The 16,902-nt window shown below is 43.5% G+C and carries 12 protein-coding genes; 5 read left to right on the plus strand and 7 right to left on the minus strand.

The features are described 5' to 3' along the window. Positions 1–296 precede the first annotated feature (296 nt). From AB4140_RS11195 to AB4140_RS11210, 4 genes are all read left to right on the plus strand, one after another. Positions 297–1,751: a glycerophosphodiester phosphodiesterase gene (locus AB4140_RS11195; protein ID WP_372000970.1), complete on the plus strand. Its 1,455-nt coding sequence runs from the start codon at positions 297–299 to the stop codon at positions 1,749–1,751. Positions 1,752–1,811: 60 nt separating this feature from the next. Then, positions 1,812–4,277: a hypothetical protein gene (locus AB4140_RS11200; protein WP_372000972.1), complete on the plus strand. Its 2,466-nt coding sequence runs from the start codon at positions 1,812–1,814 to the stop codon at positions 4,275–4,277. Positions 4,278–4,346: 69 nt separating this feature from the next. Next, entirely contained in the window at positions 4,347–6,239 is a 1,893-nt protein-coding gene (locus tag AB4140_RS11205; protein WP_303410338.1) for a hypothetical protein, read from the plus strand. A gap of 113 nt (positions 6,240–6,352) precedes the next feature. Then, positions 6,353–7,195 carry a 5-formyltetrahydrofolate cyclo-ligase gene (locus tag AB4140_RS11210; protein WP_241904091.1) on the plus strand — a complete coding sequence of 281 codons (843 nt, stop codon included), beginning with the start codon at positions 6,353–6,355 and terminating at the stop codon, positions 7,193–7,195. Between the two features lie 98 nt (positions 7,196–7,293). Here the strand turns inward: AB4140_RS11210 and AB4140_RS11215 are convergent, their stop codons facing one another. From AB4140_RS11215 to AB4140_RS11245, 7 genes are all read right to left on the minus strand, one after another. Beyond that, positions 7,294–8,586 carry an O-acetylhomoserine aminocarboxypropyltransferase/cysteine synthase family protein gene (locus tag AB4140_RS11215; RefSeq protein WP_102438582.1) on the minus strand — a complete coding sequence of 431 codons (1,293 nt, stop codon included), beginning with the start codon at positions 8,584–8,586 and terminating at the stop codon, positions 7,294–7,296. A 226-nt stretch (positions 8,587–8,812) separates the two neighbouring features. Beyond that, positions 8,813–9,538 (minus strand): dihydromonapterin reductase, encoded by a 726-nt coding sequence (folM, locus tag AB4140_RS11220; RefSeq protein WP_102438483.1) that lies wholly within the window; start codon positions 9,536–9,538, stop codon positions 8,813–8,815. 156 nt (positions 9,539–9,694) lie between these two features. Continuing rightward, positions 9,695–10,339: a GTP cyclohydrolase I FolE gene (folE, locus tag AB4140_RS11225; protein WP_076539661.1), complete on the minus strand. Its 645-nt coding sequence runs from the start codon at positions 10,337–10,339 to the stop codon at positions 9,695–9,697. Between the two features lie 41 nt (positions 10,340–10,380). After that, positions 10,381–10,737 carry a dihydroneopterin triphosphate 2'-epimerase gene (folX, locus tag AB4140_RS11230; RefSeq protein ID WP_076539769.1) on the minus strand — a complete coding sequence of 119 codons (357 nt, stop codon included), beginning with the start codon at positions 10,735–10,737 and terminating at the stop codon, positions 10,381–10,383. Positions 10,738–10,989: 252 nt separating this feature from the next. Beyond that, on the minus strand, positions 10,990–14,058 hold the full coding sequence (locus AB4140_RS11235) for an efflux RND transporter permease subunit (protein WP_102438488.1): 3,069 nt from the start codon (positions 14,056–14,058) through the stop codon (positions 10,990–10,992). Positions 14,059–14,127: 69 nt separating this feature from the next. Further along, positions 14,128–15,228 (minus strand): efflux RND transporter periplasmic adaptor subunit, encoded by a 1,101-nt coding sequence (locus AB4140_RS11240; protein WP_241903521.1) that lies wholly within the window; start codon positions 15,226–15,228, stop codon positions 14,128–14,130. A 2-nt stretch (positions 15,229–15,230) separates the two neighbouring features. Further along, entirely contained in the window at positions 15,231–16,316 is a 1,086-nt protein-coding gene (locus AB4140_RS11245; RefSeq protein WP_102531729.1) for an efflux RND transporter periplasmic adaptor subunit, read from the minus strand. A gap of 170 nt (positions 16,317–16,486) precedes the next feature. On the opposite strand from AB4140_RS11245, the gene AB4140_RS11250 reads away from it, so the two are divergent. Next, positions 16,487–16,876, plus strand: coding sequence for a thiol-disulfide oxidoreductase DCC family protein (locus AB4140_RS11250; protein WP_102438492.1), 390 nt, complete (start codon positions 16,487–16,489; stop codon positions 16,874–16,876). Positions 16,877–16,902 lie beyond the last annotated feature (26 nt).

The following is a 16,902-nucleotide window of genomic DNA, read 5'->3' on the forward strand; positions in this document are numbered from 1 at the left end:
CCTTAACCATCCAAGCCCTTCTCAATCACAAGCTCGATATTTTGGCAAAGTCACTCATTTTTAAACAACATCTTCACGGTGTTTTTTATGGCTAAAACTTATAATGGGTTGTCAATCATTCGCCAAACAGGCCCTAACGCTCCTACAAAAAATGTATCAAAACCAACTAAAGCCTCAGTAAAGTGAATCAAAAACTTCTTCGGGGCTGACACACTTGTTAAAGTTATGGTTGTTATTGTCTTAACCTTTAGATTACGGTATAAAATAGCAAAATTAGCCAATTTATATAATGAGTTATGCCAAGCCGCCAGTTAAGTACCCTACTACTTTATTCTATTCTTTTTAGCTCATTTTTCATTCTTTCAGCTTGTAAATCGACTCCAGAGCCAGTGAAAACTGTGCATGTCACCCCTAAAAAACTGAGCCACTTGCCCTATGATGCTGCAACTCACGGCAAAGATATTGTCGATACTCAATTGGCCTTAGGCGATCGTAATTTATATCTTGCCAGTAACGGCAATATTAAGATGCTATCAAAAGCGCAATGCCAAATTGATATTTCAGCCCATCGTGGTGATTTTCGCCAGCCTGAAAGCAGTTACAATGCAATTTCTGCCGCACTTAACGATAACTTCAACAGTGTTGAAATTGATGTCATGTTGCTGGGCGATGGCACTTGGGTAAATCACCATGACAGCCAAACTGGCCGCGCCACTGTGCATTACACCGGTGAGCGTTTCAAACTGGAACGCATGAACCTTAAAGAGTTTAAACGGCTAAAACTGCGGGACAAGCATAATAACAATCTACTCAATGAGCGGCCGATCACCGCTAAAGAGTCCTTTAAAATATTCGCCGCCCAGCGACTGCCAAATCAAAAATTAAATGTAGAAATAAAGTCAAAAGCCAATGACCAAAAATTGCTTGAGCTAGATAATATGCTCAGAAAGTACGTCGGCCACGAAGGCTATTACTTCTCATCGTCTGAGCAAGATACCTTAGTGAAATTGCGAGGCATAAACCCTATTGTTTACTTGGGCTTTGTCCAAGGTGGTCACCCTACCAGCATTGATATCTTGCGCAGCGACTTACGCAAAGGCGCAAGTAACGATGCTTACTATCTAGAAAATCACACTAATATTGAGCGCGCTAGCAATTATGGTACCAAACGATATCGCTCCCGTTATCAAGATCACACCAGCACTGATGCACTCAAAAAGCTAAGAGCAAAACTGGGTTACAACTCAGGGATCCACCTTGATATTCGCAGCTACATGCAAAACTCTGGGGTAAAACAACGCGCTCAGCGACTAGGAATGAAAGTGTATAGCTATTCACTTAATGGCACGGATTATCATCAGTCACAGTTGCTCAAACTGAGTAAAAATAATCTGCCTGATGGTGTCATTGTCGATGCCACGCCTTACAAGATCTGTCAGCAGTTGTTTAATGCCGCCGTGCCAGCGCAGCGCTATCAAGCAGTGACAGATTTAGGTCAATACATTGTCTCACTGCCAGTAGATGCTGACTTTGATCGCTTTAAAGAAATGCTCGGCTACCAGCATGAAGGTTACTATTTATCATTAACCTCCGGCCTTAAATCCATCTATAGCGCGAAAGCTAAAGTGGTGCCAGCCAGCACGCCTACGCCGTTATTGGAGCATGGTTTTCCCACTATCACCGATGAAAAAATTGATACCCATACAGGTGACAGCATCATCTTAACCTTGCCAAGCAGCAATGCTAAATAACTAAAACTGAAACGAGAACTAGAACTAGAACTAGACCGATAACAACAATGATTAATAACAATGACCAATAACAATCATAGCCCCTTTGCTACCGATCTACTCAATAGCACCCCGACACAACAAAAAATGCAAGCGGCTGAGCAAGCGTTAAATAAGGTTAAATCAAAGCAGCATTCAGCGCAGGCTAAAGCCAAGCATCAGCAGCAACGTGAAGCGCAAATAACCCAAATGGGCAAACCCTTTTGGTGGATGCTACTGATGTTCATTTGCTCAGTGGTGTATTTATTTCCTGAAGCCGTTTTTAATGCCGCCTTAACCGATGTCGCCGGTGGCCGTAATGCCAGCGAAGATGAATTGCACGCCATTGAGTTATTTGGTCGCACCATCAGTGGTATAGGGGTGACGCTGCTGCTAGCAGACTTATTACTAAAGGGCCGCCGCGTTGCCAAAGTGTCGCGGGCATTGGGGTATTTTGCACTGATTGCACTGATAGTGTGGCCAACAGTTTTCTTTGGTCAAAAGTGGTTAGTGGATCATTTTATTATTGATACATCAAGCCCACAGGAGCGCCAACAAGCTTACTTATCACAGGTTCTACGCAGCGCGCTTATTGAAAAGTCTATTCAATTTGAAGGGATCCATTACGATCCCGATAGTGAACATAACGCCACCGAAAAAACCTTTCTGTCTGTATTTGGCGGCCTTGTGTATGCCGATGATAAGCTGGTCGATGATTTAGAACAGCAAAAACGGGCCATCATGGAAAAATTTGTCCGTGACCGCGCCATGTCGAATTTCGATCTGCACTATAGTGACTACGATAGTTTTCGCCTGCGCCTACAAGATAGCTATAAAGAGTACGCTCAAGGTTCTAATGATTACAACCAAGCACTGGCCAGCTCGCCAGAGCGTTCCAATGAATATTGGCTAGACACCCAAAACCAAGTTAAACAAGGCTGGGAAAAATACCAAAAAGGGACTGATGCTTACGAAGCCCGCGTGGAGTCCCGTGCCCAACAAATCGCCCCAAAGGTGTATGACTATTTTGAGCGTCGTAATAAATGCGCCGACATGAAAAAAGGCAGCAGTCGCGATCGCTGTTTCGAGCGTTTACAAACCGGTTATGACCAAGAAATCGCCAAATACGGTATTGGCTATATTCCCCCTGATGATTGGCTAAAGCGAGAAGAGATTTCGACCTCGGAAAATGTCGGTAATTCAATTATTAGCGGGGTAATGACCTTAGGCCTATTTACCGCAATGCAAGCCGTTGATGCTGCTATGGGCGGCGATGCCGGTTTTAAAGATCATAGAATGATATTCACTAACGATGTAAATCATTACAAAAGCGTGCTGATGGTAAAAATGGAGCCAGATTTTGTCAAAGAATCTGGCGGTTATCCATTAGGGATATCAAGCATACATGAGTTCAGGCACCATGAAATAACCAGTGCTAAAGTCAACGCCAGATTAAAACAAAAAGGCCTAATGTTACCAAGCACTTGGGTTATGGCTGACAGAGTGAGTTTTGATAATGCTGTCAGTAAAAAAGTGCGCCAACAAGCGGATGCCAAATGGCGTGCAGCCATGAAGAAGCAAGGCAATGATATGCCGCCTAATTTAAGCTGGCAGCAGTTTCAGCAACAGGGCGATATTCAGCGCCGCATAGCAGCTAAAATGGCAGAACTGTATGTGAACCCAACCCTTGCTGATTGGAATAATCGTGAGTTTAAGCAGCGCATCATTGAGCCTAATATTCAGCGCAAAACCACCGAGTATCTTAATGTACTTGAAGCTCAGCAAGCTGAGTTTGCTGACGGCGGCGCATTTGAATCAAGCGGTAAGTCAGCCCTAAGAGCAACGATTATTCCGCCTATTTCCATGTCAATTAGCTTGGCGTTGGTGTTGCTAACCGTGTTAAAGCTACCCATGAAAGCATTTGAGTTAGTACAAGCAAAGCGCGCCTCAAACGCCGAGGCCCGCCCTACAAAACCCTATATAAAACCGGCTATTTCAGCGGGGATATTAGTGGCTATTTTTGTGGTGCCACTGTCGCTAGGCGGTAATCATTACACCGCTAATGGCTCAGCGCTGCACTACTTTTTTGAGCAAATGAAAAAAAATGACTCTGCCAGCATTTCTTATGCGCTTAAGTGGCTATTGGTCACTCAGCCTATGGTGCAACCAATTGGCACAGCCATTGATCAAAGCCTGTTTATCACCCAGGGATTTGATGCCATCAGTGAGCCAATTCACCGCTTTGATCAAGCGATTATGTCGCCATTAACTGTCACAAAAAAACCATCGCAGTCAGCGCAAGCACATGCGCCGCTTTTACCTTTAACCATTAAAACCAATGTTAACAATGCCAAGGTGGCAGTGATGAATATAAAGCCCAAATACCAAGCGGGAATGAAACTGCCTGCCGGTGGTTACGACATTAAAGTCAGCGCTCCAGGCCATAACTCGGTGCGGCAGTGGGTCTACCTCAAAAATGATGAGACCACTTTCAACATTAAGCTTTAACAGCATAGTTAACGTTAACTGATAACATAATTTTTAGTCTTTCACGCATTGATTAACAGGACATATTACGTGAGTAAATTAGAACAATTTCAAGATTTTATCCGCTCAAACGGTAAAGAGCTAACGGGGGTAAATGTCCCTGTGGTATTAAGTGATGAAAGCGCCAAAACCACCAATGTTAAATTTCATTTTGGTTGGACAATTGAAATTGGGGTAACCAAACACGAACACGGTGGCTATTGTCCATCAGGCATACAGTCAGGAAGCTCATCGCAAGCGTGTGATTGTGCCCACAATAAAGCCAAAGAGTATGTCAGTGGTCAAAATGGATTTTTTAATGAGACCTTTAAAAAAATCTTAACCGCTGATGTCGCCAAAAACTTTATCATTAAAGATACCAATCTAGGTTCAGCACCTGATAGTTATGTGGGTGAAGATATTTGCCATATCTGTAATGGCCGCGGCAAATGTTCATGCTCATCGTGTAATGGCAATGGCTCAACATCATGTACATCTTGTAGCGGCAGCGGCCGTCATCATGTGACTAGGCAAGATCACAATAACCGCACCGTTTACACCACAGAGTCGTGTTCATCATGTTATGGCAGCGGGACAAAAACCTGTTACACCTGTAATGGCTCAGGTCAAGTCACCTGTAAAACTTGTGATGGCGGCGGATATTTATATTACAGCTACACCATTGATGGCGATGCAAAACGATCAACTAAATGGTTTATCAACAGCCCCGATTATCACCAGTGGATAACAGATTACGTTACCAATGCGGGCTTTAATATTATTAACAACATCAGTGACGTGAATGAAATTGACGTTACTGAAGCCCTAAATGGCTGTACGTTCATCTATGGTTTTACTGCCAACCTACCGACCCTACAATATACCGCGACCATAGATAACACCGATACCACCCTGTGCTTTGCAGGTACCAACAATGTGACTCACAATGCCGGTGGCGTATATGACCCAGCAGTGTGGAAAAATGCCAAAAAGTTAGCCGCCGGAGACAAAGACGATGATAAGAAAGCCTTAGCGATTCCGGCCATTAAAAATATTATTGAAGCCCATGAAACCAAAACAAAAATTGCCTTACTGACTGAAAACTGGGTATCAAAAGATATCAAAGAGGCGGTCATCAGCAACTACCAAAGCTTGGTATCTCAACTTAAAAAAGATAACAATCAGGGTTTTGCATGGCAGTTGGTCAAAGGCGTTGTCAATTGGGGACTAATTTTAGCTATGGTAGCTATGTGTTTTGCCATGCTAGCACCTGAAATGATTTATGATGCTGAGTATCGCTCGGGGCTGCTAAGTCATTATCAATTTTTTATTGATTTACTGTTAGCGAGATTCGGCCTTTATGGACTCCCCACTTGGTCAAACTACCCTATCGTCCTTGCATGGTTTTGGGGATTATATGTCGCTATTCCTAAACTGTATTGGAAGCAAATTAGTCAGCCCAAACGGCTAGGGTTAACTGTACTTTCTGGCTATGTAGTATCGTACTTTTTACTGAACCTTGTTGCTATCCTGTTCACCCTTAGCCATTACCCTTTGCTCCCCACCAACATGTTAGTGGGTGGCGGGTTACTGCTGAGTTTATATTTGGTTTTTGCGGGCTTTTTTGGGCCTAAAAAGTGGTACTTCAAAATACTGGCAGGTTTGGCTGCTGTAGCTGGCGTCGCAGCGCTCCAATTCGGCTTAGAAACCGTAAGCTCTCGAGTGCAATTTATACCAGAGCACTATTCGAATTACTCGCGATACTTAGGCGCTGCACTGGATCCGGCTATTCAATATATGCCGTTTATTTATATTGAGATAGCAGTATTAGCGGTTGCAACAGGGATTATCACCACCCGCAGACGATTCTGGATAAAGGCCAAAACCGCAGTATCTGAATACGACTGCGCCGTATTGCTTAAATCTTTAAAGCTGGACAAATAACTATCCATAAAGCGACTGGCTGGGGGATATTTTAGCCAGTCGCCCTTTTAAAATACCCTCGAACGCAGTACTCTAACCTTAATAGACATGGCAAGTATGGAGTACCGCCAATAATGAGTATGACCCGCTTAATGACCAATGCCATTTCGGTCGAACCTTCACCAGCTCGCACTCCAACTATCAATATTACTTATTTCTCTTCTATCAATAAGTCTGCAAATACCATAACGCAAAGCAATAAACACCATATTGGTGCGCATCAAACCCTGAGTATTGTGGCAGATGATAATCAACATCTTGATATTGATAACCTGAGCCATCAAGACCAAGGTTTTGAATTGAGCGATCAAGAACGTTACGCCTTATTTGATAGCCAAGGCATGAACCGTGACTTTATTCGCCGGCATATTCGTCAAGAACGTAAAAGTTATACCCAAGCAGAACAGCACCAGCTTTCGTTAATTGCCTGCCGCCATATGCTGGCAGAAATACAGCAAAAAAATGCCCAAACAGTGGCTCTGTACATCAGCCATGACGGAGAACTGGCAACACAAAAATTAATAGAAGCCCTTTGGCACATCGGGGTAAAAACCTACTTACCTCGCATTCACCCATTTAGCAAAGGTAACTTGTTGTTTTTGCATTACCATGCCGAATCAAAAATGGTATTCAATCAATATGGTATCGCTGAGCCTGCGTTGTCGGTGCAAGATATTATCCCAGTAAACAAACTGGATATGATTGTCACTCCACTGGTTGCGTTTGATGACAAGGGCAATCGCATGGGCATGGGCGGTGGCTATTACGATCGCACTTTGTGCCAAGTGATTGATGGGAAACCATTAGCAGTGGGCTTTGCCCACGACTGCCAGCAAGTGAGCCAACTCCCAGTAGAATATTGGGATGTGCCGCTACCAATAATTATCACCCCTACAAGGCGCATATCCTATATATAAACCATTAATATGTCAGCAATTAACATGCAAAAAAAGCCCATCACGACAATATCATGATGGGCTTAATATTAGGCTGAGAACTCATTAAAACACTGGCGTTAACTCACCGCTTTATCTAACGCTTGGCTGATATCGGCAATAATGTCATCGATGTGCTCAATGCCCACCGAAATACGTACTAAATCTTCTGATACCCCAGCTTTAGCTAATTCTGCGCTGTCTAACTGACGATGGGTGGTACTGGCAGGGTGACAAGCCAGTGACTTTGCATCGCCAATATTCACTAATCGCAGCACCATTTGCAGCGCATCAATAAATTTACCACCAGCCACTTTACCCGCCTGTGCATCGGCTGCTTTTATCCCAAAACTGATAATGCCTGAGGCTTTACCGCCGGTGATTTTTTTACATGTCGCGTTAAATGGGCTATCAGCTAACGCAGCGTAGTTTACCCAGCTTACATTAGGGTGTTGCTGTAAATACTCGGCTAACGCTAGGGCATTACTGCAATGGCGTTCCATGCGCAGACTTAAAGTTTCTAGCCCTTGGAGTAATAAGAACGCACTTTGGGGTGATAAAGCTGCGCCGGTGTTTCTTAGGGGCACGACCCGGCAGCGGCCAATATAGGCAGCGGGGCCAAAGGCTTCGGTGTACACCACGCCGTGATAAGACGGATCGGGTTGATTTAAAATCGCAAAGCGGTCTTTATTGGCGACCCAATCAAATTTACCTGAATCAATGATCACCCCGCCAATAGTGGTGCCATGGCCGCCAATGTATTTGGTCAGTGAGTGGATCACAATATCTGCGCCATGATCAAAAGCGCGGCAAAGCACGGGCGTTGCCACAGTATTATCGACAATTAACGGCACCCCATGTTTATGGGCAATGTCGGCCAAGCGTTGTAAATCGACCACGTTACCCGCTGGATTGCCGATGGACTCACAAAACAGCGCTTTGGTTTTATCATCAATTAGCGCATCTAAGCCGTCAAAGTCATCATAGGCCGCCATGCGTACATCAACCCCTTGGCGGGGCAATGTATGGGCGAATAAGTTATAAGTACCGCCATATAACTGGCTAGTGCTAACAATATTATCGCCTACTTGGGTGAGCGCCTGTATCGCATAGGTGATGGCCGCCATACCTGATGCCACCGCTAAGGCACCAATGCCGCCTTCGATGGCGGCTAAGCGCTGCTCAAGCACGTTGGTGGTTGGGTTCATGATGCGGGTATAGATGTTACCAGCCACTTTTAAATCGAATAAATCGGCACCATGCTGGGTATCATCAAAGGTGTAAGACGTGGTTTGGTAAATCGGCACTGCTGCGGCCTTGGTGGTCGCTTCCGACTCGTAGCCATAATGTAATGCCAGTGATTCCAGTTTCATGTTTTCTGCCGTCATAATGCCTTCCTTTACCTTAAGATATTCAAATTGGGCCATCTACCAAAAAGTTGTTTGCCGGATAAACTTTCGAATTAATAGCCGGATAAAAAACAACCAAAAACCAGTGGTACTCCACACTAACAATAAGACGTCTAGATGTCTATTTAAAATATTCAGCCATTAAAAAGGGAGCCGTAGCTCCCCTATATAAACTCAATAGCAAACACAGTTAGGCTAAGTGACGGCCACCATCCACCGCAAAACTGCGACCAGTGACGTATTGACTGCTTGTCAGGTAATCAACTAATTCAATGATCTCAGGGTTACCCGCCTCTTTAGGCAGTATGGCTTTGGCTAGCGCTTTTGCTTTGTAGGCCTCATCGTCGCCTTCATTAAACAAAATCATCGCAGGGGCAATGGAATTGACTTTCACCATAGGCGCAAGTTTACTCGCAAATGACAGGGTTAAATTGTGCATTGCCGCTTTACTGGCCGCATAGGCAATATGCTTTTTACTGCCTTTTTCTGCCACGTAATCGGTAATATGAATAATATTAGCACTGCCAATATTGCCACTTGCTGAAGCGATTAATTTGTCGGCCAGAGCCAAGTTTATTTGATAAGGCGCACTGACGTGAATATTCATCATTCGGTTCATGATATCGGCTGAGGTCATGCCCGGCTTGGTTTTATCGTTATGCCAGTCAGATGCATTATGAATGATGCAATGAAGCTCGTCATGGGTGTCATTAATGCGCGCTAACATATCGTCTATTTCAGCAGGAATGCACAAATCACATTGATAAAGGTCGGCACCTAATTCAGCTAATTCATCAATAGAGGGGTAATGGGTTCTAAAGGTGCCGATGACCTTCATGCCTTTAGCGAGAAAGTCCTTTGCTAAGGCGTAACCAATACGTTTGCCGACGCCAGTAATGAAAATAGTTTGCTTCATTGCAGTTCTCTTATGATGATTTTTATTGAAAATAAGAAGTGTTAAAAAAGGTCATTAATGCAGTCGTTTATCATTGCAATTAATCATAAGCAATTAATAATAGCCTCATTGACTCGAAATTAATGACCTTTAAAGTATGATTCAAGCTAAAGCCGATTAGCTCTTAGCAAAGAATTCAGCTCTTGAGGCAGGGTTAGCTTTAAAGCAGCCGCCTAGTGCGGAGGTTTTGGTATAGGATTGAGTATCCATAATGCCTCGGGATTTAACGCAGTAATGGGTGGCATTGATACTAATGGCAACATCGTCGGTTTCAAGCAAGGTTTGCAGTGCCACCAGCACTTGCTGGGTGAGTCGCTCTTGTACTTGAGGTCGCTGGGCAAAAAATTTCACTATGCGGTTAATTTTAGATAAACCAATAATTTTGCGCCCCGGCACATAAGCAACATTGGCAACACCATCGATGGTAATAAAGTGATGTTCACAGGTACTAACCACGCTAATATCACTGACTTTAACCATTTCATCTACGCCCATTTTATTGTCAATTTGGGTGACTTTAGGGAAGTGGTTGTAATCAAGCCCAGAGAAGATTTCATTAACATACATTTTGGCGATTCGATGAGGGGTTTCACATAAGCTGTCATCGGTTAAATCAAGTCCAAGGGTAGAGATAACTTCTGTCATCAATCCTTGAATGCGAGCCACTTTTTGCTCGTTAGTCATATCATTTTCAACGACTGGGGTTTCAAGACCTCGCTCAATCAGTACTTGCTGTACTTTACGTGCTTCTTCAGAAATCATGTGTTTTCCTTATGGCAACTCGTGCCAAATTAAAACTCACTTTATTTTCGCTGCTCTAATGATAATGAAACAGAGTCGGCAAAACGTAATGCGTGTGGTTTGTCGATTGTCACCCGCGACATGGTAATGGAAGGATGCTCACTGCAAATTGCCAGCACATCAGCAACTAATTTTTCCAGTAATAAAAATCGACCTTCTTCAACATGTTGGATCACTTTCTTGGTGATTATCTTGTAGTTCAGCGCATCAGCGACATCATCAGTTTGAAAAGACTTATCGGCTGGGTACTGAATTTCAATATTAATAACAACATCTTGCTGCTTTTCTCGTTCATCAGGGTTAAAGCCGATGAAAGTACGTAAACGTAAATTAGTAACTTTAATAATTGCTTGGCTAATTGACATAGAAAGCCTCATTTTGAATACGCGTTTTTGTATACTGTTTTTGTATACCAATGCGCAATACGTGAATACATCTAGTAAAGATCAAATAAAAAAAGAGCCAACGTAAACTCTGCTGACTCTCCTATTTATAGCGATAAACAAACCATTATGCGAGTTTACGTGCTTGATAGCTTAGTTAACTTACCTTAATTAGTCAGCTTAAAGAAAATCAACTACCACAGGATTAACTTCAAGCTAGTTGGCTTACTAAAACTCTTTATAATTTCTATAACTTACCTTGAAGAAAATAAGGTAAAACACCGGCACTATGATTAATGTCAATATGGTTGCAACCCCAAGACCAAACATCACTACCGCCGCTAATGACTCAAAGAAGGCATCGGTCAATAGCGGTAGCACCCCTAAAATGGTGGTGATAGCAGCCATACAAACGGGTCTAACACGGCTAACGGTTGAGTTAAATACCGCTTCAAAGGTTTCGACGCCGTCATTAATCTCAGTGTTAATTTGATCCAGCAAGACAATACCGTTTTTAAGTAGCATACCCGATAAACTTAACATTCCCAGCAGCGCCATAAAGCTAAAGGGTTTATCTAAAATCAATAAGCCTGAGGTAATACCAATAATGGCCAGCGGCACACACGCCCAAATCACTAATGGTTTTCTCACTGAGTTAAACAAGAATACCGTGATTAAGAACATGAATAAAAAGCCCAGTGGCAAGGTGGCAAATAATGACTCTTGTGCATCATTGGATGATTCAAACTCACCGCCCCACTGCAGCTCATAACCCACAGGTAATTCTAGCGCTTCAATTTGTGGCTTAATTTGGGCAAACAATTGCGCCGGTAAAATATCATACTCAAAATCCGTATCGGCAAATACCGTTAAGGTACGTTTGCGATCCCGGCGTTGAATAATGGGATCTTCAAACTTAACCTCAAACCCATCAACCACTTGCTGCAGCGGTACAAAGGCAGACAGCGCAGGGCTCCAAATACGAACACTTTCAAGTGAGTCGATATCAATACGCTCATCTTCTGGTAAACGGCCAATGATTGGCAATAAGGTCGTCCCTTCGCGGTATACCCCTATTTGTAACCCTGTAAACGAAAACTTAATCGCTTCATCTACTTCACTTTTTACGATACCTAAACGTCTTGCTTGGGTTTCATTAAAGCGAGGCGCAATGTATTTCACCCGTTCACGCCAGTCATGACGCACGTTAACGGTTGCCGGTGTGGCCTGGAATATCTCCATCACTTGCGCTGCAATGCTTCTCAATACATCAGGGTCTGCGCCGCTAATACGCGCTTCAATTTTAGCGTCTGTTGAAGGGCCGATTTCTAAGCGCTTAAACTTAAACTGCGTCTGCGGGTATTTAGCTTCGACTGCCCTTCTAAATTCAGTCATTACCTCACTAAGAGACTCAAAATCTTCGGTGCGAATAGCCATTTGCGCATAAGATGCGTAGTTTTTCTCTGGCGAGTAAGTCAGTAGAAAACGCGGAAAGCCTTTACCTATGCTCGAGCCAACAAACTCAACATTATCAAGCCCCATGGCGATGGACTCCATGCCCTCGACAATACCCTGAGTTTCACGAATATCTGTGCCTTCTGGCATCCAGGCATCCACTAAGAAAATCGGCGTGGTAGAAGGCGGGAAAAACGATTGCTTAACGTAAGCAAAGCCATAAATCGAAATACAAAATGCCATCACCACGGCGATAACACTCACCCAGCGATGCTTCATACACCAATCGAGTAATACTTTGTAAAACACAAAAAAGGCACCACCGTAGGGATCTTTAAGCTCACCTTCCACTTTTTCAGCATCTTTTCCAAAAAATAACTGCGCAAAAAATGGTGTGATGGTAATGGCAGTAATCCAAGATAAAAACAGTGAAAACAGTAATACCCAGAATAAAGATCCCGCAAATTCACCGGTAGCATCAGGTGATAAACCGATTGGCGCAAAGGCAGTAATAGCAATCACTGTCGCACCAAGTAATGGCCACATGGTTTGTTTTACAATGCTTTGAGCAGCTTCTAAAGTCGTTTGGCCCCGCTGCCTGCCGATTAATATGCCTTCAACAATAACAATGGCATTATCCACCAGCATCCCTAAGGCAATAATTAACGCCCCTAAGGATATTCGCTGCAGCTCAATCTCTGCTTGCAGCATCAACATGAAGGTGCCTAAACAGGTTAAGAACAAAATTAACCCTATTAAAATACCTGACTTAATGCCCATAAAGACCAGTAGCACGCCGATTACGATCACTACCGCGGCAATTAAGTTCCATACAAAGCTGCCCACTGAAGCATCTACTTCATTAGGCTGGTTATACATGGTTTCAATCATCATGCCCGCTGGGCGGACACTTTCAATACTGGCAAGCTTGGCGTCAATGGCTTTACCCACTTCAACCACATTCACCCCGGTTGAAAATGCGATGCCAATGTTGATCGCATTGTGCTGATTAAAGGTCAGTAGATTGGTGGGAATATTTTGAAAGCCCCGCGATACTGTGGCGACATCTTTTAAGTAAATAAGCTTATCGCCTTGGGTGCCTGGAATAATCAGCCCTTCTAACTCGCTAACAGACTTAAAGCCACCACTGGTACGGATTTTTAAGTTGTCACCGGCAACCTGAATGTTACCGGCATCAGACACCATATTTTGTGAGTTAAGCAGGTTACTCACTAAAGATGGGTCGATATTAGAACTGGCAGCTTTGTTAAGCGACATTTCAACGAAAACTTGTTCTTGTTGATTGCCTGCCAATGACACTTTACCCACACCTGGCACGAGCTCTAATTCACGTTTAACGTAATCGACGTAATCTAAAATATCGCGGTAACTGTAATCGCTACCGCTGACCATTAGCATCACCCCGTAAACATCACCAAAGTCATCATTGACCATCGGGGCCTGAACACCTGGCGGTAAGCTGGACGACATATCATTCACTTTGCGGCGCAGCTCATCCCAAATTTGTGGAAGCTCATCAGGGCCGTAGTTATTTTTCATGGTCACAGTAATTTGTGACATTCCCGATGTGCTTAATGACTTGAGAGTATCGATATAAGGCAATTCTTGAATGGCCTTTTCGATTGGGTAGGTCACTTCTTCCTCAACTTCCGTTGAGGTCGCCCCTGGGTACAGGGTGACAACTACCGCATCTTTAATGGTAAATGGTGGGTCTTCTAATTGGCCAAGGCCGGTAAATGACATTAAGCCGCCGATCAATAAGATCAGGGTAAACATCCAGCTAATGACGGTGTTTTTGACAAAGTAGCCTGCAATATTCATATGACACTTTCCTTTGTGTTAGCTGGAACGATTGTGAGTAATGGGTTTATTAACAATACAATCATCAGCCTACACTCCCCCTACTACTTGTACTTTTTGACCAGCCACTAAACGTGAAGCGCCCGTTTGAATAATCACTTGGCCATCTTTTAGCCCATCGATAACTTCAATTCTGTCGCCGACGATCACACCTAAAGTCACGTGCTGATACTGGATAGATTGATCAGATTTATCAAACAGCCAAACACCACTGTCTTGTATTACAATGTCACTGCCATCTTGCATAATCACCGCTTCGATAGGCACCAAGAACTGTCGGTTGTAGGTGTAAGTAAGGTGGCTTAAGTCAACTTTCACCTTGGCAGGCATACCTTCAAGCACTTTATATTTAGGGTCTAAGTCAACGGCAATTGTGGCTATATAGGTTGAAGTTGCGGGATCTTTTTCGGTGTTAACTTCCAGTAAATGGCCATCAAATGTGGCATTAGGAAAGGCTTCAAAACTGACCTCTAGCAATGCGCCTACGCTTCTGTCCTTAGCCTTCTTTGACACCGCAATCAACATATCAGGAATTTGTACATCCACTTCGATGCGCTCAATCTTTTGAATACTTACCACTGGCACGCCCGGCTGCACGTTTTCAAAAGACTCTAAAAATACATCACTGATCACCCCTGAGAAGGGCGCTCTTAGCTCAGTGTATTGCAGATTAAGCTCTGCTTGCCTTGCCTCGGCTTTTGCTACTAAGTACTGGGCATTCATTTGATCATAATCAGATTGCGCCATTAACTGCTTAGCCACCAACTGTTTACCACGTTCAGATTGTTTAAAATTAACCTCCATACGTGCCCTTCGATCGCTTAAAGCAATCTCAAAGTCAGTTTTTTCTAATATCGCCAGTAAATCTCCCTTTTCGACTTTTTTGCCTTTGCTCGCAGGAATTTGCGCGATACGGCCGCCAACACGAAAAGAAAGGTTAGTTAAGTCTTGCGCTCTAGCAACACCATTAAACTCACGGATCACCGAGTTATCTACAACCGGTAAAGCGTAAGTCGTAACTCTAGTAACATTGGGCTCAATATCGGGGCTTTTGTCACAGCCACTCAGAGTCATAACCGCCAGCAGCAGGCCAACACTTTTAAGCATGCTATAGATAAAATTACTGTTCATATTTATAAGCCTCGCTCTTTAATCCATTGCACCGCAGCTTGGCCATCTTTAAGCTCAGATGCTCCAGCAACGACTAACCAGTCACCATCTTCAAGGCCAGATATTAAGCGATTGCCTTTTAATTTTACTGGTACTTTTTCAAGGGTTAACGCCTTTGGAGACCAGATAAAAACAAAGTCAGTTTCATTTTCAGTAATCACAGCACCAGCAGGAATTTTAGGATGAGCATCAGCGGTTCTGGCAGGCAGTTTGACTTTTACTTGGGCCGACATCCCCGGTAGCACATTAAGTTGCTCAGGCATTGGCAGGGTTAAAATGATGGTGTAACTACCTGTGGTTGAGTCGGCAATGGTATTGAGCTCTTTTAAACTGGCAGCATACCAACGATCGCGACTGTCAAACTTCACCTCAAGGTTTTGCATCTTATCAAAGCTTGAACCGGCTTTTTGAATCGCACCAATAAACTGCTCAGGTAACTGAAAACTAATATCAATGGCTGATTCGATCCGAATTCCCATCACTTCTTCTTGGGCTTGAACATATTCAAAAGCACGCTTGCTGCGTTTAGAAATGATGCCTTTGTAAGGAGCCAATAATTTGGTGTAAGTCACATCTGCTTTGGCTTTGTCTAATGCGGCTTGGGCAATGGTGTAATCGCTTTTGGTTTGATCGTAATCATTACGCGAAACCACCCCTTGCTCAACCAAAGATGCATTACGCTCGAACAGAACTTTAGCTAATTCAAATTGCGCCTGAGCGACAGCCAATTGCTGTATATAAATAGCGCCATCAAGTTGCGCAAGCACTTGGCCGGGCTCCACGGCATCGCCGGGGCGCACAAAAATGTCAGCAATTTCACCAGCAACCCTAAAAGATAAAGCGGCTTTTTCTGAGGCTTTTACTTCACCAGGTAAAAATCGTTCTCGAAAATCACTGCCCACATCAATTTGCAGGACTTTAACGGGCCTGGGGTCAAATGATGCAGCTGTTGTAGTCTGCTCAGCAGCAGTAGAATACGCGAGAAAGGGACTGGTTAAAGCCACCAAGGAGAACACGAGTAAAGAAGAAAATTTACAGGGCTTCTTCATTTTTTGCTCCGAAACATTTTAGTTAACTAGATAATAACATTCAAAAACTTACAATAATAGCGACTATAAGCCAGCAACAAAGATCTAAACAAGCACATTTGACGTATTATTCATTGTAGTAACTTATTGAGTTAATTTAGAACTTAGTAATTAACCATAGAGGTATCGAGATGGAATTACGGATTTTTTACGACAGTGCCTGCCCCTTATGCAGCAATGAAATGCAACAATTAAAGCAACATGACCGCTTGCACAAAATTGAGCTGGCTGATTTAAACCAAGACGGTTTTGCCGAAAAGTATCCCCATATCGACTTAGAAAAAGCCAACAAAATTTTGCATGCAGAAACCAACCATGGCGAAATATTACTGGGACTGGATGTGACGGCAAAAGCTTGGGCACTTACAGGAAAACATCAATGGGTACAGTTATTGCGCTTACCTTGCATCAAACCATTAGCCGATGTGGCTTATCTTGGTTTTGCAAAACACCGCTACAAATTATCCTACCTGTTAACCGGTAAGCAGCGCTGTGAAGATGGTAGCTGTAGCATCAAATAGTGAGTTAACTGCTTAAAGCCATAGCT

The organism is Shewanella sp. 10N.286.51.B2 (assembly GCF_041469265.1).
Classification (GTDB): domain Bacteria; phylum Pseudomonadota; class Gammaproteobacteria; order Enterobacterales; family Shewanellaceae; genus Shewanella.